Genomic DNA, 26,295 nt, shown 5'->3' on the forward strand with positions numbered 1-26,295 from the left:
GCACTGCGCGGGCGCCAAGGTCCTCGGCGGCCGGGGGACGCTGCGGGTAGGCACGGGGACGGTCGTGGCCGCGAACGCGGTGCTGACCCGGTCCACCGGCGACTGGGAGGTGTGGGCGGGTGTCCCCGCCGTCAAGGTCTCGGACAGGAAGCGCACGCCGCCTGACGCTGCCGCCGGCGCGCGGATCCCGGCCTGGCCCGCGACGGATCACACGGAGGGAGTCGGCGTCGGCGTCGGCGTCGCCACCGGCTCCGTCAGAGAACGGCCGAAGCCGTCGAGGCTGCGGACGCCGCCGTCCGTGACCACGGAGCGGAACGGCGCATCCGGGTTGTTCGGCAGGGCCGGGCGCTCGACGCGCGTGTCGCGGGCGTAGGGGCCCACCACCACGACGCGCTGGGCCGGATACCTCGTCGGGGTCATGAACATGGTGCCGCGGCCGATGAGCGTGTCCGTGGTGAGCCGGCCGCCCTGGTCGACGAGGCCCACGCCGATGCCGTGGGCGCCGAGGTCGCCGCCGGTCACGATGTTGTAGCCGACGACCGTGGCCCCGACGCCCGCCCCGATCTCCATCTGGTAGCCGCCCGCGCCCGAGTTGCCCTCGAGGCGCATGCCGTTGATCCCGAGCTCGGACACCATCGACGCCGTGTTGCTCGTGGGGATCGCGAGGAAGCCGCGCGCGGCCTTGTTGCCGGCGCCGCAGCCGATGATGCGGGTGTTCTCGAAGCGCGCGTTGGTGGGCGCGATGCGGATGCCGCCCGCGACGCAGTTCACGATCTCGGTGTCGCGCATGACGATGTCGATGGCGTTGACGCCGTCGCAGTCGACGCCCCAGGTGCCGGCGGTGATCACGCGCAGCCCCTCGATGACGTTCGCGTACGAGTACTCGTCGTTGGCCGCGGTGAAGTTCGTGCGCGCGAAGTAGACGCCGGCGCCGCCGGTGGCGTTCAGCTCGATGTCGGTGATGCGGCAGTGCAGCAGCGAGCGCAGGTACAGCCCGTGGCGACCGGTGCGCGTGCCGGAGATGCTGAAGCCGCTGAGCGTCACGGTGGCCTTGTTGTTGGCGGCGGGTCCGGCGTCGGCGCCGATCTTGCCCTGCACCTTGAAGACGTCGCCCGTGGATCCCGCGATCTGCCGGATGGTCGTCACCCGCCGCCCGTAGCCCTCGACGGAGATGGCCGGGTACCCGTAGGGCGCCCCCGACAGGACCTGCTTGGGCCAGACGGCGCTCGCGTAGTCGATGCCGGTGGAGGTGACGCGGATCTCGCACGGCGGCAGGATCCCCCGCCCGCCGGTCTTCTGCAGGGCGGCGAAGAACGCGTTCATGGCCTTCGTGTGATCCGCGGCCGACGGGACGAAGCCGAACTGCTCGGGGTAGTAGACGCGGGTCTGGTCGCCGACCACGCCGGCGGCCGAGGCGGACGGGGCCGCGGCGGGTGCGGCGACGGACGCGGCACCCGCGGTGGCGCCGACGGCGGCGAGGAAGACGGCACGGCGGCCGACGAGCGGCGGCCGTTCGGCGGGCACCGGGGCGTCCTGGGCGAGAGCCTCTTCGGGCAGGTCGGGGCTGGGCGCATGCGCATCCGCGCGAGGGTGGGACAAGGGGGAGCCTTCCGGGTGGGCCGTGCTGACGGGCGCAGTCGGGCCGCGCCGATCCGCTCCCCCGAGCACCGGACGCCCCACGCTGGATAGGGCAAGGGTGCGGCCTGCTGCCGCCCGGAGCGTACCCCCAGTTCGGGGAGGCGCGGCGCCGGGTCTCCACCGGTGGATCCGCATGCGCACGGGGGTCGCCCCTCGCCGACGCCGACGGCGGAGGTCCGGACGGCGGTGCGATGCTGGGCGCATGAGCATGCAGGCCGACGAACTCGTGATAGCGATGCTGACCGCCGAGGGGACCGGCGAGCGCTACGACCTGCTGAAGTCCGCGCTCGAGGAGCACGACGACCGGGGTGTGCAGTACCTGTCGGGCGTCGTCGGGCGGCTGCTCGCCTACATCGACGGGCTGCGCGAGCCCGAGGAGAACCGCATGGCGCTGGAGCTGTACACGCAGCGGGTCGCGCTCCAGTGGGCGCAGGAGGACGAGGGATGACCGTGCGCCCGGGAACGAGAGAGCCCTGCCTCACCATCCGGTGAGGCAGGGCTCGTCTCCTAGCTGGACGCGATCAGTTCTCGCAGGCGACCCCGTCGCGGTCACGGTCGAGGTCGAAGCTGTAGCCCGGCTGGCCCGCGTAGAGCGGAGCCTTCCCGGCGCGCTTGACCGCTGCGCAGTTGGCGTAGAAGACGCTGCCGCCACCACCGCCACCACCGCTGGACGGCGGGGGCGTCGGCTGGCCGGCGACCTGGATCACGCGGACGGCGGGAGAGCCGGCGGCGCGGTACTCGTTGAAGCTCACGACCCGATTCATGCCGGGGCCGGCGTACCAGACCTGGTTGCTGTTCGAGTAGCGGTAGAACTGGTCGCCGTTGATGCGCTGCACGACCTGCGGGGTCGGGAACGCCTCCTCCTGCCACTCGCCGTAGCCGATCGCGCGGCCCTGGCCGCCCCGGACGTCCGTCATGCGGACGATGTCGCTGGTCCAGGAGAGCTTCATGAAGCCCTCGTTGGCGCGGTCGTCGAAGGGGCGGTAGGCCATGTCGCGCCACTCCGCCCCGGTGAGCTTGTGGTTCACCTTGTCCTCGCCCTCGACGAGGATCTCAGCCGACGTGCCCCACTTGTAGATGTAGCTGTTGACGATGTATCCGGCGTTGCGCACGGCAGGGAAGCCGGCGCGCTCGTACTGCGAGTAGCCGAGGCGGGTCCACTGCCAGGCGTTCTCCCCGCCCGGCCAGAAGGTGACCGCGTAGACGGTCGAGGACCACGGGTACTTCACGTAGTCCGTCGGGGACAGGAACGGGACGCGCTCGTCGTACACGTCCCGGAACCGCTGGAAGCTGAGGGGGCGCGGCGAGCGTCCGTCCACGAGCTCGTAGATCGTGCCGTCGAAGGGCGTGAGGAAGATCTCGTACGGGCCCTGGTCACGCGGAGGCGCGGGTGCCGGGGTGGGCGCGGGCGTCGGCGTCGGCGTCGGCACGGCCGTCGGGGTAGCGGTCGGGGTGGGCGTGGGGACGGGGTCGACCGAGGCGGTCGCCGCCTGGGCCGGGAGCAGCAGGGCGGCGGCCAGCAGGGTCGCCGTCACGAGGGGAAGAGGACGCATCATTTCCTTCGGTTGGGTAATTACCCTCACCGTAGGGTGACGAGGGCCGCGGTCCCCCACCCACTTCGGGGGTGCGGGCACCGTCCGGCCGACGCGCTAGAAGCCGGTGGCGCGGATCCCCCAGCTGAGCGTCCACTCCTCGCCGGGCGCGAGGCGGCGGACGCCGACGCCCGAGTTGAAGGCGTCGGCCGGGGCGGTCATCGGCTCGATGGCGACCGCCTGACGGCCGTGCGTCGCGAACTCGCGCGGCGTGTAGACCTGCAGGAAGCCGAAGGACGCGTCCGCCCACAGCTCGACGCCGCGGCCGTCGGGTGCGGTGAGGCCGTGGCGGCTCGTGCCGCCCTCCACGTGCACATCGCCGTAGCCCGTGTTGAGGTCGAGCTCGCCGACGACGCGGCCCTGGCGGAGGTCCTCGTCGGCGCCGTCGACGGGGTGGTCGGCCATGGGGATCAGCGCGTCGTCGACCTCGGACCACGTGTCGGCGCGGACGGTGAGCGTGAGGTCGGCGGAGGGGATTCCGCCGATCGCGAGGTACGGGTGCGCGCCGACCGCGACGGGCGCGGCCGCCGCGGAGTCGTTGCGGATCCGGTGCGTGACGACGAGGCCGTCGTCGGTGAGCCGGTAGGTGACGGAGGTGTCGAGGAGGAAGGGGTAGCCGTGCTGCGGGAAGACGGTGGCGGAGAGGGTCACGCGGTCGTCGTCGCGGTCGGACGCCGCGTACCCGGTGTTGCGGAGGAGGCCGTGGGAGGCGTTGCCGAGCGACGGCTCGGAGACGTCGAGGGCCTGGGCCTTCCCGTCGAGCTCGTAGCGGGCGCCGCGGATCCGGTTGGGCCACGGCACGAGCACCATGCCGGCGCCCATGGGGGCGACCAGGTCATCGCCGTAGGGCTCGACGAGGTCGACGCCGTCGAGGGTCAGGCCGCGGATTGCGGCGGCGAGCTGCACCACGGTGGCGCGGAGCTCGCCGGACGGGCCGGCGTGGACGAGGTGGTGCTGCTCTCCGGTGACGGGTCTCATGGGATCCACGTTACGGCCGCGCCGCCCCGGGCGACCCGCCGGCCTCGACGACGCGCAGTCCCGCCTCGCGCAGGCGGCCGACCTCGTGCGGGTCCGCGCCGGCGTCCGTGAGCAGCGTGTCGACGAGGTCGAGCGGCGCGACGGAGCCGAGGTGCGTGCGTCCGACCTTCGTCCCGTCCGCGACGACGACCGTGCGCGCGCTCGCGGCGACCATCCGCCGCTTCACCTCGGCCTCGGGCAGGTTGACGTTCGTGACGCCGCGGTCGACGTCGATGCCGTTGCAGCCGATGAAGGCGACGTCGGGGTGGAGGCGGTCGAGCACGACGGTCGCGAGCGGATCCACGAGGCTGTGCTGCAGCGCGCGCAGGGTGCCGCCCGTGACGACCACGGTGAACCGCGGCATGGCGCGCTCGAGCTCGAGGGCGAGCGTGAGGCCGTTGGTGATCACCGTGACGTCGACGAGGTCCTCGCGCGCCACGAGCGCCCGGGCCACCTGGAGCGTCGTGCTGCCGACGTCGAGCAGCACGCTCTGCCCGCTCTCGACGAGGTCGGCGGCGGCCCGGCCGATGGCGCGCTTCGCGTCGGCCGCGGACTCGAGCGTCACCTCGAGGCTCTGCTCGCGGGCGGCGAGGCCGGAGCGGAGGACCGCGCCCCCGTGCACGCGCTGGACGGCGGCGGAGTCGGCGAGCGCGTCGAGGTCGGCGCGGATCGTGACGGCGGAGACGCCCGCGTCGGCCGCGAGCTCGGCGACGGTCGCGAACCCGCGGTCGCCGAGCCGCTCGAGGATGCGGGAGCGTCGCGTCGCCGCGGGGACGGATGCGGTGTCGTCGGCCATGCCGCGAGCCTCGCGCACGCGGTTGCCGGAACGCAAGCCGGGGCTTTCGCGAGCGCAGATCCCTGCCCTCCGAGCCCGTAGGATCGAGGGATCATGCATGCCGACCAGACCGTCACGACATCGCCGTCCGGGATCACGCAGCGCCGCACGCTGCTGTCCGACGGCCGCGAGCTCGTCTACTTCGACGACGCCGACACGACCCTGCCGCCCGAGCGCGCCGTCGACGCCCGCCCCGCCGCGCCCCGCCCGCCCACCGCGACGATGCGGCAGGACGTCCTCACGGGCGAGTGGGTGTCCATCGCCGCCGCCCGCCAGAACCGGGCGCACCTCCCGCCGGCGGAGCTGGATCCCCTCGCCCCGGCGAGCCCGACGAACCCGTCCGAGATCCCGAGCATGTACGACGTCGCGGTCTTCGAGAACAAGTCGCCGTCCTTCGGACCGGCCCTCGCCGACGCGGACGGCGTGGACGCGCCCGTGGACGACGACGACCTCACCGCCATCGGCCTGGAGCGCACCCGCACCTCGGTCGGCCGCTGCGAGGTCGTCTGCTTCAGCCCCGCGCACACCGGCTCGTTCAGCGGCCTCACGCCGTCGCGCGCCCGCACCGTGGTGGAGGCGTGGGCCGAGCGCACGCGCGCCCTGTCGGCGATGCCCGGGATCCGCCAGGTGTTCCCGTTCGAGAACCGCGGCGAGGCCATCGGCGTGACGCTGCACCACCCGCACGGGCAGATCTACTCGTACCCCTACGTCACGCCGCGCACGCGCCGGCTCGTGGAGTCGATCGAGCGGTTCGGGCCCGGCCTGTTCCAGCGGATCCTCGAGTCCGAGCAGGCGTCCGAGCGCGTCGTGCTGCGCGGCGAGCACTTCACCGCCTTCGTGCCGTTCGCGGCGCGCTGGCCCGTGGAGATCCACCTGCTCCCCCACCGCCACGTGCCCGACCTCGCGGAGACGACCGAGGCCGAGCGCGACGAGCTGGCGACGATGTACCTGCGGCTGCTGCAGGGGATGGACCGGCTGTACGACACCCCGACGCCCTACATCGCCGCCTGGCACCAGGCGCCCGTGGACGCGCACCGCGACGAGATCCGGCTGATGCTGCAGATCACGTCGCCGCGTCGCGCGGCCGACAAGCTCAAGTTCCTGGCCGGATCCGAGGCGGCCATGGGCGCCTGGATCGGCGACGTGCCGCCGGAGAAGGCGGCCGAGATGATCCGGAAGGCAGTGGAGGACGCATGACCGACATCCGAGACGACGTGCGCGAGGGATTCCGCGCCCGCTTCGAGCGCGAGCCGCACGGCGTGTGGTCGTCGCCCGGGCGCGTGAACCTCATCGGCGAGCACACCGACTACAACGAGGGCTTCGTGTTCCCGTTCGCGATCGACCGCCGCACGGTGATCGCGCTCGCGCCGCGCGACGACGACCGCATCCGCCTCGCCAGCTCCTTCTCCGAGGAGGTCGTGGAGGCGCGCCTCGCCGACCTGAGCGGCGAGCGCATCGACGGCTGGCAGGCCTACCCGCTGGGCGTCGCGTGGGCGCTCGGGCAGCGCGGGGCCGACCTCGCCGCCGTCCCCGGCTTCGACGTGTTCATCGACAGCGACGTGCCCGTGGGCGCGGGGCTGTCGTCGTCGGCGGCGCTCGAGGGGTCCATCGCCCTGGCGCTCGACGACATCTGGCGCCTGGGCCTCGACCGGCCGACCCTCGCCGCGGTCGGGCAGCTCGCCGAGAACGAGATCGTGGGCGCGCCGACCGGGATCATGGACCAGTCCGCGAGCCTCCTCGGCCAGGCCGACGCGGGCGTGTTCCTCGACTGCCGCTCGCTCGACGCCGAGGTCATCCCGCTCGGGCTCGAGGCGGCGGGGCTCACCATCGCCGTGATCGACACCCACGTCGCCCACGCGCACGCCGACGGCGGGTACCGCGCGCGCCGCGAGTCGTGCGAGCAGGGCGCGCGCCTCATGGGCGTCCCGTCGCTGCGCGACCTCTCGGTGGACGACCTCGTCCGCGCCCGCGAGGTGCTCGACGACGAGACGTTCCGCCGCGTACGCCACATCGTCACCGAGAACCAGCGCGTGCTCGACACCGTGCGCGCGCTCCGCGAGGAGGGCCCGCGCGCCATCGGCGAGCTGCTCGATGCGAGCCACAGGTCCATGCGCGACGACTTCGAGATCAGCGTCCCGGAGCTCGACCTGGCCGTCGAGGTCGCGCAGAACGAGGGCGCGATCGGCGCGCGCATGACGGGCGGCGGCTTCGGCGGATCCGCCATCGCGCTCATCGACGTCGACTCGCTGTCGCGCCTCCAGGTCGCGATCGACGGCGCGTTCGCGGAGCACGGCTACACGGGGCCGACCGTCTTCACGGTCACGCCGTCGGACGGGGCGAAGGCGGAGCAGTAGGGCGGGTGCCGCTCCGGCGGCGCCCCCTAGGCTCCTCGTCATGACGCGAGCGGCCGCGGGCCTGACCGAGATCTCCGACGACCGGGACGGCTTCCGCGACATCGGGCCCGCGCTGTCCGGGTGGTTCCCCGCGTCGACGCACCCCGGCGGGTTCGCGTGGGAGGCGTCCACCGGGCAGCTGCCCGAGCGGATGGCCGTGGTGCGCGACGCGGCCGGCGCCCTGATCGGCTGGGCCGGCTTCTCCGCGGACGACGCGCGCGTCGAGTGCGCGCCCGGCGACGACGCCACCACCGACCTGCTGGCCGCATGGGTCCTCGACGCGGCCGGCCACGGAGGCGCGAGCGTCGCCGCGCACCGCGGGCAGGACCGGCTCCGCGGGATCCTCGCCGCCCGCGGCTTCGTCGACGAGGCCGTCCCGCTCGCCGGGCTCCGCCACCCCGCCCTGGACACGGGCGCGCGGCCGCCCGCGGGGTACCTGATCCGCCCGGTCGCCGACGGCGAGGAGCAGGCCAAGGTCGACGCCCACCGCCGCGCGTGGAAGCCGGTCGAGCTGCCCTTCACCGACGGATCCGGCGACGGCATCGACCCGGAAGCCGAGAGCCGCTTCGACGCCGACGGCTACGCGGCCATGCGGGCCGCCGCCGTGTACCGCCGCGACCTCGACCTGGTGATCGAGGCACCCGACGGCTCGCTCGCGGGCACCTGCACGGCCTGGCTCGACCCGGCGAGCGGATGGGCGGAGCTCGAGCCGCTCGGCATCGTGCCCGCGCACCGCCGCCGGGGCCTCGCGCAGATCCTCGCGCTCGACGTCTGCCGCCGGGTCGGCGAGCTGGGCGGGCACGACGTCTTCATCAACGCCTCCCCGCTCCCCTACTACCGCGCGCCGTGGGACGCCTACGTCGCCGCGGGCTTCACGCCGATGGAGCGGGGCGCGCGCATGCGTCCGGCGCCTACCCTGTCGGCATGACCGTCGATCCCCAGGCCACCGTCCGCGCGCTCCCCGGATCGCCCGCCCCCGTCATCGCCGACGACGCGCTCGTGGCCGCCGGCGCGCGCGTGGTCGGGCGGGTGACGCTCGGCGCCGGATCCAGCGTGTGGTTCAACGCCGTGCTCCGCGCGGAGGCCGCCGACATCCGGATCGGCGCCCGCTCGAACCTGCAGGACAACGTGAGCTGCCACGTCGACCCGGGCTTCCCGCTCACGGTCGGCGAGGGCGTGAGCGTCGGCCACAACGCCGTGCTGCACGGCTGCACGGTCGAGGACGACTGCATCGTCGGCATGTCGGCCACCGTGATGAACGGCGCCGTCGTCGGCCGGGAGTCGCTGCTCGCGGGCGGCACCGTCGTGCTCGAAGGGCAGGTGATCCCGCCGCGCTCGCTCGTCGCGGGCGTGCCCGGCAAGGTGCGGCGCGAGCTCACGGACGAGGAGGTCGCGGGGCTCCGCGCGAACGCCGACCACTACGTGGAGAACGCGCGGCTGCACGCCGGGGCGATCCCGACGCCCGCGGTCCTGCTGAGCGCGGACCCCGGACGCGAGGAGGGGACGGCCTGACCGGCCGTCCCCTCGTCGCGTCCCCGCCGCGCTGTCGCGGCGAGCGCCGTCAGCCCCGGAGGTCGGCGGCGAGGCGGGCGTCGCGCTCGGCGGCCAGCACCACGTTCGCCAGCAGCATCGCGCGGGTCATCGGCCCGACCCCGCGCGGGTTGGGCGACAGGTGGCCGGCGACCTCGGCGACGGCCGGGTCCACGTCGCCCGTGAGGCGCGCCTTGCCGGTCTCGGGATCCACGACGCGCGTGATCCCCACATCCAGCACCGCGGCGCCCGGCTTCACCCATTCCGGCTCGATCAGGTGCGCGACGCCGACGGCCGCGACCACGATGTCCGCGCGGCGGACCTCCTGCTCGAGGTCGCGCGTGCGGGAGTGCGTGAGCGTGACGGTCGCGTCGAGGCCCTTGCGCGTGAGCAGCAGGCCGAGCGGGCGCCCGACCGTGAGGCCGCGGCCGACGACGACCACGTGCTGGCCGGCGATCGGCACGTCGTAGCGCTCGAGCATCTCGACGATGCCGGCGGGCGTGCACGGCAGCGGCGAGGTCAGCTCGCCCTGCACGCCGAGCACCAGGCGCCCGAGGTTGGTCGGGTGCAGGCCGTCCGCGTCCTTCGACGGGTCGATGAGCTCGAGCATCGCGTTCTCGTCGATCCCCGCGGGGAGCGGCAGCTGCACGATGTACCCCGTGACGGCCGGGTCCGAGTTGAGGCGCTCGATCGCCTGGCGCACGTCCGCCTCGGTCGCGTCGGCGGGGAGGTCCACGCGGATGGACTCGATGCCCACCTCGGCGCAGTCGCGGTGCTTGCCCGCGACGTACGAGCGGGATCCCGGGTCGTCGCCCACGAGGAGCGTGCCGAGCCCGGGCACGAGGCCCTGCTCGCGGAGGGCGCGGATCCGCACGGCCAGCTCCGACTTGACGGCCGACGCGGTCGCGACGCCGTCGAGCACGACCGCGGTCACTGGGCGAGGCCCTCGTAGAGCGGGAAGCCGTCGGTGAGCGTGAGCACGCGCGCACGCAGGGCGGCGAGGTCGCTGCCGGGCTTCAGGGTCTCGGCGATGATGTCCGCCACCTCGGTGAACTCGGCCTCGCCGAAGCCGCGGGTCGCGAGCGCCGACGTGCCGATGCGGACGCCGGAGGTGACCATCGGCGGGCGCGGGTCGAACGGCACCGAGTTGCGGTTGACCGTGATGCCGACCTCGTGCAGCGCGTCCTCCGCCTGCTTGCCGTCGATCTCCGAGTGGCGGAGGTCGGCCAGCACGAGGTGCACGTCGGTGCCGCCGGTGAGGACCGAGACGCCGGCCTCGGTGGAGTCGGTGGCCGTGAGGCGCTCGGCGAGGATCTGCGCGCCCTGGATGGTGCGGCGCTGGCGGTCGGCGAACTCCTCGGTGGCCGCGATCTTGAACGCCGTGGCCTTGGCCGCGATGACGTGCATGAGCGGGCCGCCCTGCTGGCCCGGGAACACGGCCGAGTTCAGCTTCTTGGCGAGCGCGGTGTCGCGGCTGAGGATCACGCCGGACCGGGGACCCGCGAGGGTCTTGTGCACGGTGGAGGAGACGACGTCCGCGTAGGGCACGGGCGACGGGTGCACGCCCGCGGCGACGAGGCCCGCGAAGTGCGCCATGTCGACCCAGAGCTTCGCGCCGACCTCGTCGGCGATGGCGCGGAACGCGGCGAAGTCGAGGTGGCGGGGGTACGCCGACCAGCCGGCGATGATGACCTGCGGGCGGTGCTCCAGCGCCTTCTCGCGCACGACGTCCATGTCGATGAGGAAGGTGTCGGGATCCACGCCGTACGCGGCCGCGTCGTAGAGCTTGCCGGAGAAGTTGAGCTTCATGCCGTGCGTGAGGTGGCCGCCGTGCGCGAGCTCGAGGCCGAGGATCGTGTCGCCCGGCTGCGCGATGGCGGCGAGGACGGCCGCGTTCGCGGTCGCGCCCGAGTGCGGCTGGACGTTGGCGAACTCGGCGCCGAAGAGGCTCTTGGCGCGGTCGATGGCGAGCTGCTCGGCGACGTCGACGAACTCGCAGCCGCCGTAGTAGCGGCGGCCCGGGTAGCCCTCCGCGTACTTGTTGGTGAGCACGGACCCCTGCGACTGCAGCACCGCGCGCGGCACGAAGTTCTCGCTGGCGATCATCTCGAGGGTGCCGCGCTGGCGGCCGAGCTCCTGCTCGAGGACGGCCGCGATCTCCGGGTCGACCTCGGAGAGGGGGGCGTTGAAGGACTGGTCGACGGGCATGGGACTCCTTGTGCACGGTGGACGAGCGGATGCGTCGTGGCCCAGGCGTACGGCCACCAACCGTGTGAGTCGCTCCCCGATGGTGACCCATCCGAACGCCAGTCGCGACGTCGTCGAGCCTACCCGGGCGGGCGCGCGGGCGCGAGGCGCGTGCCCACGGGGACGGGCGGCGGATCCGCGTCGGGCGCCACCGGGCGGACCGCAGCTGGCCGCCGAGCGAGGAAAAGCGATGCGCACGAACGGATCAGCCGGTCAGGGCGGCCGACCGCCCGTAGGATCAGGGGGTCGGGCGACGGTGCCCGCCGGATGCGGAGGAAGGACCGAGCATGGGGAGCGCAGCGCTCACGACCGATCCCGCGGCAGGCGGACACGACCGCGACGACGCGCGCCCGGATCCCGCGGCCGTCCCCGCGCCCCTCGACCGCGACGCCCTCGCCGCCGAGCTCCGCCCGCTCCTGGGCGACCGCGCCGACGCCCTCGCGGACGACCTCGCCGACGACCTCCGCGACGTGCGCGCCCGCATCGCGCCCCCGGCCGCCCTCGACCTCGACCGCCGCACCGGCGGCCTCTGCTACGTCGACCGGTACGCCGACGACCTCCGCGGCCTCGCCGCCCGGATCCCCGCCCTCCGCGACCTCGGCCTCACGCACCTGCAGGTCACGCCCGTCGCCGAGGGGGCGGATCCCGACGCCGACGACGACGCGCTCCTCGCGCCGGGTGTGCGCGTGCGCCCGGGCCTCGGATCCGCCGCCGACCTGGCGGCGCTCGTGGACGCGCTGCACGACGCCGGCCTCACGCTGGGCGTCGACCTCTCCCCCGCCGCCGCCGACGCGTCGCCCGCCGACCGCATCGGATCCGCGATCCGTGAGGCCGTCGCGCTCGCCGCCGTCGGCGCGGACGTCGTGCGCGTCGACCCGGCCGCGATCCTCGGCGAGCGCCCCGACGCCGACCCGCATGCCGACCGCGCCGCCCTCCTCCGCGTGATCGGCGCCCTCGCCCGCCGCGTCGCCCCCGCGCTCGCGCTGGCCGTCGCGGCCGAGGCCGACCCGCGCGGCGGCGCCGACCTCCTCGACGGCGACGCCGTGCGCGTCGCCGAGGACCCCGCCCTCACCGCCCTCGTCTGGGAGGCCCTCGCCACCCGGTCCTCCGCGCTCCTCGCGCGGGCGCTCGTCCGCCGCGGCGACGCGCCGGCGGGATCCGTCCGCCTCGCGCGCGTCCGCAGCCTCGACGCCCTCCGCTTCGCCTTCGACGACGACGACGCGCGCGCCCTCGGCATCGACCCCGACGAGCACCGCCGCTTCCTCGCCGACTACCACGTGGGCCGCTTCCCCGGGAGCCACGCACGCGGCGTCTGGCACGCGGACGGCGCGGTCGCCGGCACCACGGCGTCCCTCGCGGGGCTCGAGCAGGACGACCCGGGCGCGGTCGAGCGGATCCTGCTCGCCCACTCCGTCGCCCTCAGCATCGGCGGCCTGCCGCTCGTCGTGCTCGGCGACGAGGTCGGCCAGCTCAACGACTACGGCTACGACGACGTCCCGGCGCACGCCGAGGACAGCAGGTGGGTGAACCGCCCGCTCTACCCGTTCGAGCGCTACGACCAGCGCGACGACCGCACCACGAGCACGGGCGTCGTCCACGCGGGGATCCGCCGGCTCGTCGCGGTGCGCCGGGCCACGCCCGCGCTGGGCGGCACGCGCGTCGTCGGCTTCGACGCGAACGACCCGCACGTGCTCGGCTACCAGCGCCCGCACGAGGACGGCACGGTCCTCGTGCTCGCCAACCTCGGCGACCAGGCCGCGACGGTGTCCGCGGAGACGCTCGGCGGGTTCGCGGAGCAGGCCGTCGACCTCGTGCGCGACGAGCGCCTCCGCCTCACGAAGGGCATCGTGCTCAGCCCGCGCACGTTCGTCTGGCTCCAGGCGGCTCACGACCTCGCGTGACACACTCGCAGGCACAGGCGGGTCGGCACGGAGGAACGGCATGAGCGACGAGGGACGCGGCACGGACGAGCCCCGCGAGGGCGCCCGCGGCGCCTCGGGGTTCGCGTGGCCGATGTGGGTCAACATCGGCTGGATCGCGCTCGGCGCCTGGCACGTGCTCGCCCCCGTGAACGACGCGTCCGGCTGGCTCGGCATGTTCCAGATCGCGGTCGGCGCGTTCGGGATCCTCGCCGCGCGCCGCCGCGCCCGTCGCCTCGCGGAGGCGGAGGCCGACGCGCTGCCGCTCGAGGAGGCCACCCGGATCCCCGCCGACGTCGACGAGGAGCGCGTGCGCCTCGCCGAGGCCGCCGCCGCCCACGCCGAGATGGACGCCCGCCTCCGCGCCCTCGCCATGCAGCTGGAGCAGCCCGGCGACCCCGCGGCGGATCCCGACAAGCCCGAGCCGCCGCACCAGCCCGGTGCCCGCGGGCGCGGACGCCGCGGTCGGACGCGCACCCGCGACGCCGGCCTCGCCGACGACGGCCTGCCGCCCGTCGCCCGCTGGTAGCGCGCGTCCGACGGCGCCGCGCCCGTCAGCTCGCCCGCGCCACCCCGCGCGACATGATCGCCGACGTCAGCGCCTCGATCGACGCCCGCGGGCCCGCCGGGTTGTCCATCAGCACGTAGTCCACCTCGTCGAGCTCCGGCAGGCCGAGGCGCGAGGTGACCTTCACGAGGTCCGTGGGGATGAGCGCCTGGGGAAGCACCGCCACGCCCATGCCCGCGCGCACGGCCGCGAGCACGCCGTTCACGTCGCGCGTGCTGCACGTGATCCGCCAGGTGCGGCCGGCCCGCTCGAGCGCGTCCATCGCCATCTGCCGGCTGATGCTCGGGGCCCGGTACGCGATGAGCGGCACGCTCGCGCCCGGCTCCAGGATCGTGCGCTCGAGGCCGACCCACACCATGCGGTCGCGGCCGACGAGCTTCGCGGTCGGCTGCTCGTCGACCGTGGTCTTGGTGAGGATCAGGTCGAGCTGGCCCGCGAGCAGCCGCCGGTGCAGCGGCCCGCTCTGCGTGACGGTGAGCTCCAGCTCGATCTGCGGGTGCAGCTGCCGGAAGTGCCGCAGGATCCGCGGCAGCTGCGTGATCGCGAGGTCGTCCGCGGTGCCGAAGCGCAGGCGGCCGCTCACCTCGGATCCGCCGAAGTAGCTCTCCGCCGCCCGGTGCGCCGCGAGGATCGTGCGCGCGAAGCCCGCCATCGCGTCGCCCGCGTCGGTGAGGCGCATGGCGCGGGTGTCGCGCGCGATGAGGGTGCGGTCGACCGAGCGCTCGAGCCGGCGCACCTGCTGGCTCACGGTCGGCTGGCTGATGCCGAGCCGCGCGGCCGCCTGCGTGAAGCTGCGGGTGTCGGCGACGGCGAGGAACGTCCGCAGCAGGGTGGGGTCGAGCACGGCGCCTCCCGGTCATTCGATCACGTGATGGCACTCATCATGTCGAGACGGGATCCGAATGGGAAGCCCGGCGCTAGCGTCGAGCACGGCCCCACGAGGGCCGCACCCATACGGAACCGATCCGCCCATACGCAACGCACCCCGCAGGATGAAGTGACCCCGCCGCCGAACGCCTTCCCCCCGACCGCCCCGCTCCCGATCCAGACGCAGCGCCCGCCGTGGCGCCACACGCTCATCGCCCTGAGCGTGCCGAACTTCCGCCGGTTCACGGCCTCCAACGTCATCGCCATGACCTCGGGCTGGATGCAGCGCATCGCCCAGGACTGGCTCGTGCTCGAGCTCACCGGCAGCGTCACCGCGGTGGGCATCACGGTCGCGATGCAGTTCGCGCCGATGCTCCTCTTCGGGCTGCTCGGCGGCGTCCTCGTCGACCGGTGCTCGAAGCGCATGCTGATGATGATCACGCAGGGCACCTACGCGCTCCTCAGCGCGCTGCTCGCCGTCCTCACGCTCTCGGGCGCCGTCGAGGCGTGGCACATCTTCGCCATCGCGTTCGCGACCGGGCTCGTCACGGTGATCGACAACCCGGCGCGCCAGGTGTTCGTGACCGAGATCGTCGGCCAGCAGCACCTCCGGAACGCGATCAGCGTCAACTCGTCGGTGTTCCAGCTCGGCGGCATGGTGGGCCCCGCGCTCAGCGGGATCCTGCTGCTCGCGGTCGGCGCCGGCTGGTCGTTCGCGATCAACGCGCTCGCCTGCGTCGTGGTGGTGCTCACGCTGTGGAGCCTCGACGTGAAGGCCCTCATCCGGATGCCGCCGGCGCCGCGCCGCCGCGGCCAGCTCTCGGAGGGCCTCCGCTACGCGCGGTCGAAGCCGACCATCCTCTGGCCCGTCGTGCTCGTCGCCGTGTTCAGCGTCTTCGGCCTCACGATGCCCGTGCTCCTCGCCGCGTTCGCGAGCGACGTGTACGACGTCGGCGCGGGCGGCTACGGCTTCTTCAACTCGATGGTGGCCATCGGCGCGCTCACGGGCGCCCTGCTCTCGACGCGGCGCGCGACCGTGCGGCTGCGGACCATCGTGGTCGGCGTCGGGATCACGGGCCTCCTCCAGGCGGCCGCGGGCCTCATGCCGGGGATCGCGCCGTTCGCCGTCGTGCTCGTCACGGTCGGCATGGCGTCGCTGCTCTTCCAGACGGCGGCGAACTCCCTCGTGCAGCTCTCCAGCAACGTGGCCATCCGCGGGCGGGTGATGAGCGTCTACGTGCTCGTGCTGCTCGGCGGCCAGGCGATCGGCGGGCCGCTCATGGGCGGGATCGTCGAGGCGTTCGGCGTGCACGCCGGCATGGTCGTCTCCGGCGGCGTGCCCGCGCTGGCGGCCGCGGTCGTCGCCGTGGTGCTCGCGCGGCGCGGGCAGCTGACCCTCGAGGTCGTGGTGCGCCGGCACGTGCCGCGGGTGCGGATCACGCCGCGGGCACCCGGTGCCGGCCGCCCCCGCGTCGCCGGAACGGACGAGGGGACGACCGGCGGCGGGATCAGCCGCGCACGTCGATCGCGCGGTGGCGCTGCTGCACGCCGGCCGGGCCGTACGGGTAGTCGGACACCACGGGCGCGCTCACCGCGCTGAGCGACGCGATCTCGTCGGCCGTGAGCTCCAGGTCGGCGGACGCCATGTTGTCCTCGAGCTGATCCACGGTGCGGGCGCCGAGGATCACGCTGGTCACCGCCGGCTGCGCCTCGAGCCACGCGAGCGCGACGCGGGCGGAGCTGGATCCGTGCGCGTCGGCGATCCGGCGCACCTCGTCGAGGATCGCCCACGTCCGCTCCTGGCCGTTCCGCGGCGTGAACGCCTCCATGCCGCGCTCCGGGTCCTCGCCGAGGCGGGTGGCGCCGGTGGGCGTCTCGTCGCGGCGGTACTTGCCGGTGAGCCAGCCGCCCGCGAGCGGCGACCAGGGCAGCAGGCCGATCCCGGCGTCGAGCGACGCGGGCACGATCTCCGACTCGATCTCGCGCACGAGCAGCGAGTACTGCGGCTGCAGCGTGACGGGCGGCGTGCACCCGAGCGCCTTCGCGACGTGCACGGCCTTGGTCAGCTGCCAGCCGAGGTAGTTCGAGAAGCCGTAGTACGCGATCTTGCCGGCGCGCACGGCGTCGTCGAGGAAGCGCAGCGTCTCCTCGAGCGGGGTCACGGCGTCCCACGCGTGCATCTGGTAGAGGTCGATCGTGTCGACGCCGAGGCGGCGCAGCGAGTCGTCGAGCGCGCGGGTGAGGTGGCGACGCGAGGTGCCGACGTCGTTGTTGCCCTCCCCCATCGGGAAGCGGGCCTTGGTGGCGACCACGAGCTGGTCGGCCTCCGACGGGTGGGCCTTCAGCCAGCGGCCGACGATCTCCTCCGAGACGCCCGACGTGTAGACGTCGGCGGTGTCGATGAACGTGCCGCCGCCCGCGACGTACGCCTCGAGGATGCGCCCCGAGGTCTCCTCGTCCGCCTCCGCGCCGAAGGTCATGGTGCCGAGCGCGTAGGTCGAGACGACCGCGCCGCTGTTCCCGAGATTCCGGTACTGCATGTGGTTCCTCCATCGGATCCGCCGCGGGCGTCCCTGCCCGCGGGTCCCGTCCAGCATGCTCCGCCCGGGCGGCCGGGGGCCGGGCGGGGCGGCTCGGTACCATGGCGGCATGTCCGTCGACGAGCTCTCCAGCGCCGCGCAGGACTACCTCAAGCTCATCTGGACCGCGACCGAGTGGTCCGACCAGCCCGTCACCGTCGGCCGGCTCGCCGAGCGGCTCGGGATCCGGCCCGCCACCGCGTCCGACGGCCTCCGCCGCCTCACCGCGCAGGGCCTCGTGGAGCACCGGCCGTACGGCAGCATCGAGCTCACGGCCGACGGGCGCCGGCACGCGATCCAGATGGTGCGCCGCCACCGCCTGCTGGAGACGTTCCTCGTGGAGGTGCTCGGCTACGGCTGGGACGAGGTGCACGACGAGGCCGAGGTGCTCGAGCACGCGGTCTCCGACGACTTCGTGGCGCGCATCGACGCGCACCTCGGGCACCCGTCCCGGGATCCGCACGGCGACCCGATCCCCTCGGCCGACGGCGAGCCGCACCTGCCGGACGCGACCGTGCTCGCGCAGGCGGCGGCCGACCGGCCCATGCGCGTGCGCCGGATCTCCGACGAGGATCCGCGCCTGCTGCGCGAGCTCGCCGAGCACGGGATCGGGCTGGACGCGACGCTCGTGCGGGCGGCTTCGACGGACGGCCAGGCGCACGGCCCGGCCGCCGTGGTCGTGACGGTCGACGGATCCGCCGCCCGGCCCCTCACGGCCGCCGCCGCGTCCGCGGTCTGGGTCTCCGACGCCGGCTGACGGCCGGCCTGCCCGCGTGCGTGCGTGCGTCAGCCCGTGAGGGTCAGCACCACGAGCGCGACGTTCAGCACCACCACGAGCGACACCGCGACCCACGCCGCGATGCGCGTGAGCGGCCGGTCGACGTGGTCGCCCATCACGCGGCGGTCACCCGTGAGGCGGATGAGCGGCACGAGCGCGAACGGGATCCCGAGGCTCAGCACCACCTGGCTCACGACGAGCGCCGTGGTCGGGTCGACGCCGACGGCGAGGATCGCGAGCGCGGGGATGAGCGTCACCACGCGCCGCGCGAGCAGCGGCACCCGCACGTGCAGCAGCCCGCCCATGATCGCCGCGCCCGCGTAGGCGCCCACGGACGTGGACGCGAGGCCCGACGCCAGCAGCCCGACCGCGAACACCACGCCGACGACCGGCCCGAGCGACGCCGTGATGGCCGCGTGCGCGCCCTCGATGGAGTCGGTGCCGGGCACGCCGCCGAGGCTGGCGGCCGCGATGAGGAGCATGGAGATGTTGACGGCGCCGGCCACGGCGAGCGCCGTGACCACGTCCCAGCGCGTCGCGCGGAGCAGCCGCCGGAGCGCGCCGTCGTCCGTCTGCACGCCGTGCCGGTCGCGGCTGAGCGACGAGTGCAGGTAGACGGCGTGCGGCATCACGGTCGCGCCGAGCATGCTCGCGGCGAGCAGCACGCTGTCCGGCCCCGCGAAGCGCGGCACCAGGCCGCCCGCGATCCCCGACGCCGACAGCGGGCTCACGACGAGGCCCGTGAGGAAGCCGACGGTGATCACGAGGAGCAGCGCGCCGATCACGAGCTCGAACGGGCGCTGCCCGTGCCGCGACTGCACGGCGAGCAGGCCGATGGAGACGAGGCCGACGATCACGCCGCCCGCGACCAGCGGGATCCCGAACAGGAGGTGCAGCGCGATGGCCCCGCCGATGACCTCCGCGAGGTCGGTGGCCGCGGCGATGAGCTCCGCCTGGATCCAGAACGCGCGGCGACGGCCGGTCGGCAGCCGCTGGCCGAGCAGCTCCGGGAGGCTGCGGCCCGTCACGAGCCCGAGCTTCGCCGACTGGTACTGCACGAGCACGGCGATGGCGTTCGCGGCGACGAGCACCCACACCAGCAGGTAGCCGTAGCGGGCGCCCGCGGTGAGGTTGGCGGCGACGTTGCCCGGATCCACGTACGCGATGGCCGCGACGAACGCCGGCCCGAGCAGGAGCACGAGCCGCGGCCCCGTGACGGGCCGGCGCGCGCGGCGCTCGGGGGCGGTGCGGGTCATGGCGGCCTCTCCGTCGAAGTGTTAGCCGAGGCTAACATCCGTTCGCGCACACGCGGAAGGGCCCGTCCGGGATCGGACGGGCCCTTCCGGTCATGCGGCGAGCGCGGCGGCTGATCCGCGCGGATCAGCTCGCGGAGCGCCCCGGCGCCAGGAACGCGGAGTCGTCCTCGGCCTCGCCGCGCACGATGCGCACCCACTGCGCGAGGAGCGCCGCGCCCGCCTCGTCGTGGATCAGGTCGCCGGCGGTGAGCACGTCGTACGGCGTCGCGGGGATCCCGTCGGCCGGCCGCACGTCGACGTGCGCGACCTCGTGGCCGTTCTCGTGCAGCCAGCGCGCCATCGCGTAGTCGGTGCGCGAGTCGCCGACCGTGCGCCAGCGCAGCGGCAGCGGCCCGCTGTCGGCGAGGAGCTCCAGCGCGCGGGCGGCGCCGAGGTCCTTGCCGAGGCGGACGGACTCGATGTCGGTGGAGATGATCGTGGGGTCCACACGCACCTGCACCTCGCCGCGCGCGTCCGGCACCTCGACGCCCTCGAGCACCGAGCCGAGCCCGCGCGCGGCGAGCATCTCGACCGCGAGCGCATCGAGGTCGGGCTGCACGGCGAGGTAGTCGGCGGAGGCGACGCTCGTGAGCTGCTCGAGCGAGACCATCGCGTGCTTGGTCGTGTCGAAGAACATCCAGTCCGCGAAGCGCTCGGCGACGAGGCGCTCCATGTCGCGCATGAACGCCTCGGGCAGCGCGAGCGACCGGTCGACGTGCACCTCCCCCGCGCCCTCGGGCGTGATGGAGAACCACGACGCGCCCTTCTCGCACACGGCGTGCACGCGCGCGCCTTCGGGCAGGCCGGCGTCGAGCAGCGGGCCGACGACCTGCGCGCGGATGAACGCGTCCGAGCGCCCCGTGTTGAAGACGACGGGCACGCCCGCGGCGGCCAGCTCCACGAGGTCGGCGGCGATGCTCGGGATGGCGAGGGTGCGGGTGATCGGGCTGGCGATGGGGCCGTCGACGTCGAGGAGGAGGCCGAGGGGCGCGGGGGTCGTGGTCACGGCACCCATCCTCGCGCAGGCGGCGGGCGCCCAGGTGCGGATGGGGATGCCGCAGGCCTCAGGCGGCGGAGCGCCGGGCGGTCGCGCGTCCCCGGGCGGCCCGGCCCGCGGATCCGACGACGAGCACGGCCGACACCGCCAGCACGACGAGGTACGCGCCCGGCAGCGACGCGATGCCGAGCCCGTCGAGCAGCGCGCCGCCCACGAGGGCGCCGCCGCCGATCCCGACGTTGAACGCGGTCGTGTAGAAGGAGCTCGCGGTGTCGCGGAACGACGGGTGCGCCGCGTGCAGCATGCGCGTCTGGAGGAGGGACGGGATCGCGCCGAACGCGAGGCCCCAGAGGAGGAAGCCGGGGATCGCGACCGCCCAGAGGCCCGGCACGAGCGCGAGCGAGCTGACCCCGAGCGCCGCCGCCGCGAGGCCCGTCAGCACGCCGAGCTGGGGCCGACTCGCGAACACGGTGCCGGCGAGCAGGAGCCCGAGGGCCCCGGCGATGCCGTAGCCGAAGAGCATGGCGCTGAGCTGCTCCGGCGGGATCCCCATCACGCGCGTGACGAACGGGTCGACGTACGTGTAGAAGCCGTACTGGCCGATCATGATCACCATCGCGGTGAGGCAGACGAACAGCACGCCGCCGACGCCCTGGCCGGCCATGCGCTGCCGGATCCCGACGCGGCCGCCGCCGGGCGCACCGGCCGGCGCCTCCCGCTCGGGGCGGCCGACCGCGGGCAGGAAGCGCCAGACGAGCACGATCCCGAGGAGCGTGAGCACGCCGATCCCCGCGAACGCCGCGCGCCAGCCGAACGCCTGCCCGGCCGCGGTGCCCACGGGCACGCCCAGCACGAACGCGAGGCTGCCGCCGCCGACCGTGAGCGCCACGGCCCGGCCGATCAGCGCGGGCGGCACGAGGTGCGCCGAGTACGCGCCGACGACCGCCCAGAACAGGCCGTGCGCGAGCCCGCCGAGCACGCGCGTCGCGATGACGAGCTCGAACGTGGGGGCGAGCGCGGTCAGCAGGTTGCTCGTCGCGAAGACCGCGAGGACCACGAGGAGCAGCGCGTGCCGCGGCACCCGGCGGGTGAGGGCCGCGAGCGGCGCGCTGGAGAGCACCACGGCGACCGCGAACACCGAGACGAGGAGGCCGACGCGCGACTCGTCCACGCGGAGGTCGCCGCTCATCTCGCTGAGGAGGCCGGTGGGCAGCGTCTCGCTCGTGACGCTGAGGAAGACGCACGCCGCGAGCGTGAGGATGCCGACCCAGGGGAAGCGGAAGGCGGGGTCCGCCGGGTCGTGCGGCGGCACCGGCGAGCGCCGTCCGCCGTGGGCGGCGCGGTCCGGATCGGGCAGGAATATGGGGGAGGTGTTCGTCATGGGGCACCCACAGGACGTCGACGGCGGGAGGACTCCCGGGGCCGGCGGGATCCGCGCAGCCAGGCAATAGCCTAGACGGATGACCGACCAGGCCACCCGCGCGCAGCCGCCGCACCGCGTCCTCAGCTTCTCCTGCGACGACCGTCCGGGGATCGTGCACGCCATCGCCGGCGCGATCGTCGAGGCCGGCGGCGACATCACGGAGTCGCAGCAGTTCTCGAGCGCCGACACCGGCCGGTTCTTCATGCGGCTCCAGATCCAGAGCGCCGCCGACGACGACCGCCTGGCCGAGTCGCTCGCTGCCGTCGTCGAGCGCTACGACGCGACCTGGCACCTCGACGAGGTGGGCCGGCCGCTGCGCACGCTCGTGCTGGGATCCACCGCCGAGCACTGCGTGAACGACCTGCTGTTCCGGCAGCGCGCGGGGCAGCTGCCCGTCGAGATCCCGCTCGTGCTCAGCAACCACGGGAAGCTCGCCGACCTCGCCGGCTTCTACGGGGTGCCGTTCGAGCACGTGCCCGTCACCGACGACGCGTCGAAGCGGGCGTTCGAGGAGCGCGTGATCCGCGCGGTCGAGGAGCACGACGTCGAGCTGGTGGTGCTGGCGCGCTACATGCAGATCCTCTCCCCCGAGCTGTGCGCGCGCCTCAGCGGCCGGATCATCAACATCCACCATTCCTTCCTCCCCGGCTTCAAGGGCGCGAACCCCTACAAGCAGGCGCACGCGCGCGGCGTGAAGCTCATCGGCGCGACCGCGCACTTCGTCACGAGCGACCTCGACGAGGGCCCGATCGTGGAGCAGAACGTCGTCCGCGTGGACCACTCGCGCAGCGCCCGCGAGCTCATGGCCATCGGCCAGGACGAGGAGTCGCGCACCCTCACGCAGGCCGTGCGCTGGTTCGCGGAGCACCGCGTGCTGCTCGACGGCGCGCGCACCATCATCTTCCGCTGAGGCATACGCCCGGTCGGCTTCGGGCATGCGAGAGGGGCGGGCGCCTCCCGGCACCCGCCCCTCTGCGGTGGTCCTGCGTCAGCCGGGTCAGCGGGTCACGTAGAGGTACTTCGGCGCGCTGGTCTTGGCCGCGTTCGCGTCGTCACCCGCGTAGGCCGCGGTCACCGCGTAGCGGCCCTTCGGGTACGCCGGCAGCTCGACGCGGCCGGTGCCGGCCGCGTCGAGGGTGACCTCGAACGTGTCCGCGCCGACCTTCACGGTGACGGTGCCCGTGGGCGCCGCCTTCGCGGCGCTGTCGACCTTGACCGTGACGACCGCCTTCTGCGCGCTCGTCAGCACGGGCGGCTTCACGCTCACCGTGACCGTGCTGGCCAGCTTGATCACGACGGGCTCGCTGGTCGCGGTGCCCGTCGGGCCCTCGGCCGGCTTCGCCGTCACGACGACGGTGATCGACTTGCCCGAGGCCGACGGCGAGACCCGGTAGGTCGCGCGCGTCTGGCCGGGGAGCGCCTTGCCGTCCGCGTACCACTGGTACGAGAACGTGAGGCCCTCCTGGTCCCACGTGCCGGGCGTCGCCGTGAGCGTCTGGCCGGCGACGGGGGTGCCGGTGACCACGGGCGGCGCGGTCGCGACCGGGGCGGGGATCGCCCCGGACTCGACGCGGACGTACGTGGTGAAGGGGGATCCCGAGTACGCGACGCGACCGAGGTACGCGGTCTCGGGAGCGAGGTCGCTCCACGACGCCGTGTAGGTGGCCGGCCGGCTCTGCACCGCGTCGATCGGGTTCGGGGACACCGTGAAGGCGCCCTCGTCCGTCGTCGTGGACAGGTCGAACTGCGTGACCGTGTAGTCGGCGGTCGTCGAGCCCGTCGGGATCGAGAACACGTCGACCTTCACCACGTAGGCGCCGGCCTCCGGCGTCTCGATGGTGACCGACTCGTCGGCGGACGCGGTGGCCGACGTGTACGTCGCGACGACCTTCCCGTCGACGACCCGGGTGACCGTGAGGTCGAGGTCGGCGGCTTCGTCCGCGGAGTCGAGGTCGATCCGCGTCGCCAGCTGGCCCGCCGGCACCGTGATCGGGTAGGTGGCCGACGCCTTCGCGGGGCCGGAGCCGGTGAAGGGCGACGAGGCGTCCTTCGGGTCCGGGATCACGACGCCGCGGGCGAGGCCCTCGGCCGTGAGCGTGATCGGCCCGGTGGCGCCGGGGGTGACCGTGACGTCGACGGACCCGTCGATCCCGGTGCCCGCCACCTCGGCCGGGGCCGCGATGGAGACGGGGTTCACGGCGACGGGGCTGCGCACGACGTGGTCGGCGCTCGTCCAGGTGAGCGAGCCGGTGGCGTACCGGTCGACGGTCGCCGTGGTGCGCGTGAACGACACCTCGAACGACTTCGTCTGGCCCGCCTCGGTGAACTCGAGCGTGGACGGCGTGACGTCCGCCCGGACGCCGGCGAGGCCCTGCACGCTGGCCGTGTAGGTGCCGGGGCCGGTGGAGGTGACCTCGCGCGTCACGGTCTCGGCGCCCGTGAGGGTGCCGATCGCGATGCTCGCCAGGTTGAGCTCCGACGGGTCGACGGGCTCGATGCCCGTCGCGTACCCGGTGGCCGCGAGGTACGCGAGCCAGTCGCTGCGGTCGTTGAGGTACAGCAGGCCCGCGTCGAGGTAGCGGGTCGGGTCGACGTGCCCGGCGCCCTGGGCGAAGGGATCCGTGACCGTGCCGCCGTCGGCGTCCTTCGTGTCGTAGGCGGTCGTCATGAGCGCCGACTTGATCTCCGAGACGGGCGCGTTCGGGCGCTCGCCCAGGTACAGCAGCGCGAGGCCGGCCACGTGCGGGGCCGCCATCGACGTGCCGGACAGGAGCGCGAAGGTCGGCTCGGCGCCCTCCGCGTTGTTCGTCGCCGCGATGATCGAGACGCCGGGCGCCGTGACGTCGGGCTTCAGGATGTCGCTGCCGTCCGCGAGGACCGGGCCGCGCGAGCTGAATCCGGCGACCTGCGGGGTCGGGGCGGAGACGCCCGTCGTGTTGTCCGGAACCAGGGTGACGGTCGCGCCGGGCGTGGCCGCGTACGCGGAGACGGCGGCGTAGACGTCGGCGTCGAGGTGGACGGTCGGCACGGAGTGCGTGTCGGCGTCGATCGAGTTGGGCGTCGGGTTGACGAGCACCATGCCGATGCCGCCCGCGCGCTCGACCTCGGCCGACTTGGCGACCCGGTCGAACGTGCCGCGCTCGCACAGGACGATCTTCCCGGCCGTCTTCGCCGGGTCGAGGGATCCGGGTCCGCAGAGGTTCGGCGTGGTCGCGCCGGCCGCGGCGACGGAGGCCGCCGTGACGAAGGCGCCGGAGACCGGCTCGGTCACCGTGATGGACGAGCCCGCGAACTGCTGCCCGTCGCCGAGCTTCGCGGTGGCCTCGAAGTTGCCCGCGACCGTGCTCGCGGCGACCGTGGTGATCCACGGCGACGCGTTGTCGAGGGTGGACGCGTCCGGGCCGGAGTTGCCCGCGGAGGCGGAGACGAAGATGCCCGCGCTGGCGGCGCCCAGGAACGCGGCGTCGGTCGCGGAGAACGTGGTCTCCGCGGATCCGCCGCCGATGGAGTAGTTGATGACGTCGACGCCGTCCTTCGTCGCCTGCTCGATGGCGGCGACCAGATCGGCTCCCGCGCAGCCGTCGTCGTCCTGCGTGGAGTTGTCGGGGCCCGACCAGCAGACCTTGTACGCGGCGATCTTCGACGCGGGCGCGACGCCCGAGATCTCGCCGAGCGGGTTGCCGTCGATGGTGGCCTCCACGCCGGCGTTGCCCGCGGCGGTGGATCCCGTGTGCGAGCCGTGGCCGTCGCCGTCGCGCGGGGAGACGTACTCGCCCGTCGACGCGTTGCCGATGTTCGCCTTGCCGAAGCCGTCGACGAAGTAGCGCGCGCCGACGATCTTGGTGCTGCAGTCGGCGGCCGTGAACTGCTCGCCGGTCTGGCAGACGCCGGTGAACTGCGTGCCGTCGCCCTTGTCGAAGCGGATCGTGGATCCGTCGAGGTACGGCTCGGAACCCGCGGCGGTGCCGAGGCGGGCGCCCGCGAAGGACGGGTTCTCCGGCGCGATGCCGGTGTCGATCACGCCGATGACGGCGCCCTCGCCCGCCTTCTCCTGGCCGCCCGTCTTCGCCCAGACGCCGTCGGCGCCGGTGAGGCCGAGGAAGTCGGCCGCAGGGGTGGAGGTGGGGTGGTAGATCCGGTCGCGCTCGACGCTCTGGACCTTCCGGTCGCTCGAGAGCTCCGCGGCCTGCTCGGCGGTGAGGTCGGCCGAGAAGCCGTTGACCGTGAGGGAGTACGAGTAGTCGATGTCGGCGCCGACGCTGGCGGCGACATCCTCCTGCTGCGCCTTCAGGTAGTCCGTGTACTCGGAGACGGGAGCGGATCCCGCGTCGAGCTGCGTGCCCGAGCGGGCCTGGGTGGCGGCGAGCCCGGAGACCCCGCCCTGGTAGGTCGCGGCGGCCTCGTCGGCGAGGGTCACGATGTAGCGGCCGTCCTCCAGGTCGGCCGCCTGCTTCGCGACGGTCGGTGCGGGGGCGGCCATGGCGCCTCCCGCTCCGAACGCGGCGAGGCCGGCGGCGACGAGGGCGGTGGCGGCGACGGAGGCCGTCGCCCTGCGCAGGGATGATGCGCGGTCGGACTCCGAGCGGAGCCGGATGGAGCGTGGGATCACGAACACGT

22 protein-coding genes and 1 riboswitch are annotated in these 26,295 nt (G+C 74.2%); of the genes, 10 read left to right on the plus strand and 12 right to left on the minus strand.

Features of this window, described 5'->3' with window-relative positions:
• Positions 1–207 precede the first annotated feature (207 nt).
• Positions 208–1,524 carry a hypothetical protein gene (locus AES38_RS12095; RefSeq protein ID WP_244629170.1) on the minus strand — a complete coding sequence of 439 codons (1,317 nt, stop codon included), beginning with the start codon at positions 1,522–1,524 and terminating at the stop codon, positions 208–210.
• A 316-nt stretch (positions 1,525–1,840) separates the two neighbouring features.
• Between AES38_RS12095 and AES38_RS12100 the strand changes: the two genes are divergently transcribed.
• Complete coding sequence (locus AES38_RS12100; RefSeq protein ID WP_053775190.1) at positions 1,841–2,086, plus strand: hypothetical protein; 246 nt, start codon at positions 1,841–1,843, stop codon at positions 2,084–2,086.
• A gap of 73 nt (positions 2,087–2,159) precedes the next feature.
• Here AES38_RS12100 and AES38_RS16375 read toward each other — a convergent pair whose 3' ends face one another.
• The 3 genes from AES38_RS16375 to AES38_RS12115 form a co-directional block, all read right to left on the minus strand.
• The gene (locus AES38_RS16375; protein ID WP_244629171.1) at positions 2,160–3,191 is read right to left on the minus strand and encodes an excalibur calcium-binding domain-containing protein; all 1,032 of its coding nucleotides are present in this window, start codon (positions 3,189–3,191) and stop codon (positions 2,160–2,162) included.
• 96 nt (positions 3,192–3,287) lie between these two features.
• Complete coding sequence (locus AES38_RS12110) at positions 3,288–4,208, minus strand: aldose 1-epimerase family protein (RefSeq protein WP_053775192.1); 921 nt, start codon at positions 4,206–4,208, stop codon at positions 3,288–3,290.
• Between the two features lie 10 nt (positions 4,209–4,218).
• Complete coding sequence (locus AES38_RS12115) at positions 4,219–5,043, minus strand: DeoR/GlpR family DNA-binding transcription regulator (RefSeq protein ID WP_053775193.1); 825 nt, start codon at positions 5,041–5,043, stop codon at positions 4,219–4,221.
• Between the two features lie 93 nt (positions 5,044–5,136).
• On the opposite strand from AES38_RS12115, the gene galT reads away from it, so the two are divergent.
• The 4 genes from galT to AES38_RS12135 are packed head-to-tail and all read left to right on the plus strand — an operon-like array spanning position 5,137 to position 8,987.
• Positions 5,137–6,279, plus strand: a complete 1,143-nt coding sequence (galT, locus tag AES38_RS12120; protein WP_053775194.1) for a galactose-1-phosphate uridylyltransferase — start codon at positions 5,137–5,139, stop codon at positions 6,277–6,279.
• The gene (galK, locus tag AES38_RS12125; RefSeq protein ID WP_053775195.1) at positions 6,276–7,436 is read left to right on the plus strand and encodes a galactokinase; all 1,161 of its coding nucleotides are present in this window, start codon (positions 6,276–6,278) and stop codon (positions 7,434–7,436) included. Before galT ends, galK begins: the two co-directional genes overlap by 4 nt.
• A 40-nt stretch (positions 7,437–7,476) precedes the next feature.
• Positions 7,477–8,403, plus strand: coding sequence for a GNAT family N-acetyltransferase (locus tag AES38_RS12130; protein ID WP_053775196.1), 927 nt, complete (start codon positions 7,477–7,479; stop codon positions 8,401–8,403).
• Positions 8,400–8,987 (plus strand): gamma carbonic anhydrase family protein, encoded by a 588-nt coding sequence (locus AES38_RS12135; RefSeq protein ID WP_053775197.1) that lies wholly within the window; start codon positions 8,400–8,402, stop codon positions 8,985–8,987. Before AES38_RS12130 ends, AES38_RS12135 begins: the two co-directional genes overlap by 4 nt.
• A gap of 49 nt (positions 8,988–9,036) precedes the next feature.
• On the opposite strand, the gene AES38_RS12140 is transcribed toward AES38_RS12135, so the two are convergent.
• Both AES38_RS12140 and glyA read right to left on the minus strand, forming a co-directional pair.
• Positions 9,037–9,939 (minus strand): bifunctional methylenetetrahydrofolate dehydrogenase/methenyltetrahydrofolate cyclohydrolase, encoded by a 903-nt coding sequence (locus AES38_RS12140; protein WP_053775198.1) that lies wholly within the window; start codon positions 9,937–9,939, stop codon positions 9,037–9,039.
• Positions 9,936–11,213 carry a serine hydroxymethyltransferase gene (gene glyA / locus AES38_RS12145; protein WP_053775199.1) on the minus strand — a complete coding sequence of 426 codons (1,278 nt, stop codon included), beginning with the start codon at positions 11,211–11,213 and terminating at the stop codon, positions 9,936–9,938. The genes AES38_RS12140 and glyA overlap by 4 nt, the downstream gene beginning before the upstream one ends.
• 32 nt (positions 11,214–11,245) lie before the next feature.
• Positions 11,246–11,329: riboswitch (ZMP/ZTP riboswitch) on the minus strand.
• A 210-nt stretch (positions 11,330–11,539) separates the two neighbouring features.
• On the opposite strand from glyA, the gene AES38_RS12150 reads away from it, so the two are divergent.
• The gene (locus tag AES38_RS12150; RefSeq protein ID WP_053775200.1) at positions 11,540–13,153 is read left to right on the plus strand and encodes an alpha-amylase family glycosyl hydrolase; all 1,614 of its coding nucleotides are present in this window, start codon (positions 11,540–11,542) and stop codon (positions 13,151–13,153) included.
• Between the two features lie 40 nt (positions 13,154–13,193).
• Positions 13,194–13,700: a hypothetical protein gene (locus tag AES38_RS12155; RefSeq protein WP_053775201.1), complete on the plus strand. Its 507-nt coding sequence runs from the start codon at positions 13,194–13,196 to the stop codon at positions 13,698–13,700.
• 25 nt (positions 13,701–13,725) lie between these two features.
• Here the strand turns inward: AES38_RS12155 and AES38_RS12160 are convergent, their stop codons facing one another.
• The gene (locus AES38_RS12160) at positions 13,726–14,583 is read right to left on the minus strand and encodes a LysR substrate-binding domain-containing protein (RefSeq protein ID WP_053775202.1); all 858 of its coding nucleotides are present in this window, start codon (positions 14,581–14,583) and stop codon (positions 13,726–13,728) included.
• 153 nt (positions 14,584–14,736) lie between these two features.
• On the opposite strand from AES38_RS12160, the gene AES38_RS12165 reads away from it, so the two are divergent.
• A complete protein-coding gene (locus AES38_RS12165; RefSeq protein ID WP_053775203.1) occupies positions 14,737–16,206 on the plus strand; it encodes an MFS transporter in 1,470 nt (489 codons plus the stop codon).
• Here AES38_RS12165 and AES38_RS12170 read toward each other — a convergent pair.
• The gene (locus AES38_RS12170; protein WP_053775204.1) at positions 16,115–17,146 is read right to left on the minus strand and encodes an aldo/keto reductase; all 1,032 of its coding nucleotides are present in this window, start codon (positions 17,144–17,146) and stop codon (positions 16,115–16,117) included. The genes AES38_RS12165 and AES38_RS12170 overlap by 92 nt on opposite strands.
• A gap of 109 nt (positions 17,147–17,255) precedes the next feature.
• Here AES38_RS12170 and AES38_RS12175 point away from each other — a divergent pair, with 109 nt between their 5' ends.
• The gene (locus AES38_RS12175) at positions 17,256–17,942 is read left to right on the plus strand and encodes a metal-dependent transcriptional regulator (RefSeq protein WP_053775205.1); all 687 of its coding nucleotides are present in this window, start codon (positions 17,256–17,258) and stop codon (positions 17,940–17,942) included.
• A gap of 29 nt (positions 17,943–17,971) precedes the next feature.
• Here the strand turns inward: AES38_RS12175 and AES38_RS12180 are convergent, their stop codons facing one another.
• From AES38_RS12180 to AES38_RS12190, 3 genes are all read right to left on the minus strand, one after another.
• Positions 17,972–19,219, minus strand: a complete 1,248-nt coding sequence (locus tag AES38_RS12180) for an Nramp family divalent metal transporter (RefSeq protein ID WP_053775206.1) — start codon at positions 19,217–19,219, stop codon at positions 17,972–17,974.
• A gap of 124 nt (positions 19,220–19,343) precedes the next feature.
• On the minus strand, positions 19,344–20,273 hold the full coding sequence (locus AES38_RS12185; protein ID WP_053775207.1) for a Cof-type HAD-IIB family hydrolase: 930 nt from the start codon (positions 20,271–20,273) through the stop codon (positions 19,344–19,346).
• A gap of 49 nt (positions 20,274–20,322) precedes the next feature.
• Entirely contained in the window at positions 20,323–21,636 is a 1,314-nt protein-coding gene (locus AES38_RS12190) for an MFS transporter (RefSeq protein WP_053775208.1), read from the minus strand.
• Between the two features lie 79 nt (positions 21,637–21,715).
• Here AES38_RS12190 and purU point away from each other — a divergent pair, with 79 nt between their 5' ends.
• The gene (purU, locus tag AES38_RS12195) at positions 21,716–22,588 is read left to right on the plus strand and encodes a formyltetrahydrofolate deformylase (protein WP_053775209.1); all 873 of its coding nucleotides are present in this window, start codon (positions 21,716–21,718) and stop codon (positions 22,586–22,588) included.
• Positions 22,589–22,675: 87 nt separating this feature from the next.
• On the opposite strand, the gene AES38_RS12200 is transcribed toward purU, so the two are convergent.
• Positions 22,676–26,293, minus strand: a complete 3,618-nt coding sequence (locus tag AES38_RS12200; protein WP_053775210.1) for a S8 family serine peptidase — start codon at positions 26,291–26,293, stop codon at positions 22,676–22,678.
• Positions 26,294–26,295: the final 2 nt, after the last annotated feature.

Origin of the sequence: Clavibacter capsici, from assembly GCF_001280205.1 — a bacterium.
GTDB lineage: Bacteria > Actinomycetota > Actinomycetes > Actinomycetales > Microbacteriaceae > Clavibacter > Clavibacter capsici.

Excerpts from the sequence above, each read along its gene's own strand:
- AES38_RS12100 (WP_053775190.1), top strand. The coding sequence starts at position 1,841 with ATGAGCATGCAGGCCGACGAACTCGTGATAGCGATGCTGACCGCCGAG.
- AES38_RS16375 (WP_244629171.1), bottom strand. The coding sequence starts at position 3,191 with ATGCGTCCTCTTCCCCTCGTGACGGCGACCCTGCTGGCCGCCGCCCTG.
- AES38_RS12110 (WP_053775192.1), bottom strand. The coding sequence starts at position 4,208 with ATGAGACCCGTCACCGGAGAGCAGCACCACCTCGTCCACGCCGGCCCG.
- AES38_RS12115 (WP_053775193.1), bottom strand. The coding sequence starts at position 5,043 with ATGGCCGACGACACCGCATCCGTCCCCGCGGCGACGCGACGCTCCCGC.
- galT (WP_053775194.1), top strand. The coding sequence starts at position 5,137 with ATGCATGCCGACCAGACCGTCACGACATCGCCGTCCGGGATCACGCAG.
- galK (WP_053775195.1), top strand. The coding sequence starts at position 6,276 with ATGACCGACATCCGAGACGACGTGCGCGAGGGATTCCGCGCCCGCTTC.
- AES38_RS12130 (WP_053775196.1), top strand. The coding sequence starts at position 7,477 with ATGACGCGAGCGGCCGCGGGCCTGACCGAGATCTCCGACGACCGGGAC.
- AES38_RS12135 (WP_053775197.1), top strand. The coding sequence starts at position 8,400 with ATGACCGTCGATCCCCAGGCCACCGTCCGCGCGCTCCCCGGATCGCCC.
- glyA (WP_053775199.1), bottom strand. The coding sequence starts at position 11,213 with ATGCCCGTCGACCAGTCCTTCAACGCCCCCCTCTCCGAGGTCGACCCG.
- AES38_RS12150 (WP_053775200.1), top strand. The coding sequence starts at position 11,540 with ATGGGGAGCGCAGCGCTCACGACCGATCCCGCGGCAGGCGGACACGAC.
- AES38_RS12155 (WP_053775201.1), top strand. The coding sequence starts at position 13,194 with ATGAGCGACGAGGGACGCGGCACGGACGAGCCCCGCGAGGGCGCCCGC.
- AES38_RS12170 (WP_053775204.1), bottom strand. The coding sequence starts at position 17,146 with ATGCAGTACCGGAATCTCGGGAACAGCGGCGCGGTCGTCTCGACCTAC.
- AES38_RS12175 (WP_053775205.1), top strand. The coding sequence starts at position 17,256 with ATGTCCGTCGACGAGCTCTCCAGCGCCGCGCAGGACTACCTCAAGCTC.
- AES38_RS12180 (WP_053775206.1), bottom strand. The coding sequence starts at position 19,219 with ATGACCCGCACCGCCCCCGAGCGCCGCGCGCGCCGGCCCGTCACGGGG.
- AES38_RS12185 (WP_053775207.1), bottom strand. The coding sequence starts at position 20,273 with ATGGGTGCCGTGACCACGACCCCCGCGCCCCTCGGCCTCCTCCTCGAC.
- AES38_RS12190 (WP_053775208.1), bottom strand. The coding sequence starts at position 21,636 with ATGACGAACACCTCCCCCATATTCCTGCCCGATCCGGACCGCGCCGCC.
- purU (WP_053775209.1), top strand. The coding sequence starts at position 21,716 with ATGACCGACCAGGCCACCCGCGCGCAGCCGCCGCACCGCGTCCTCAGC.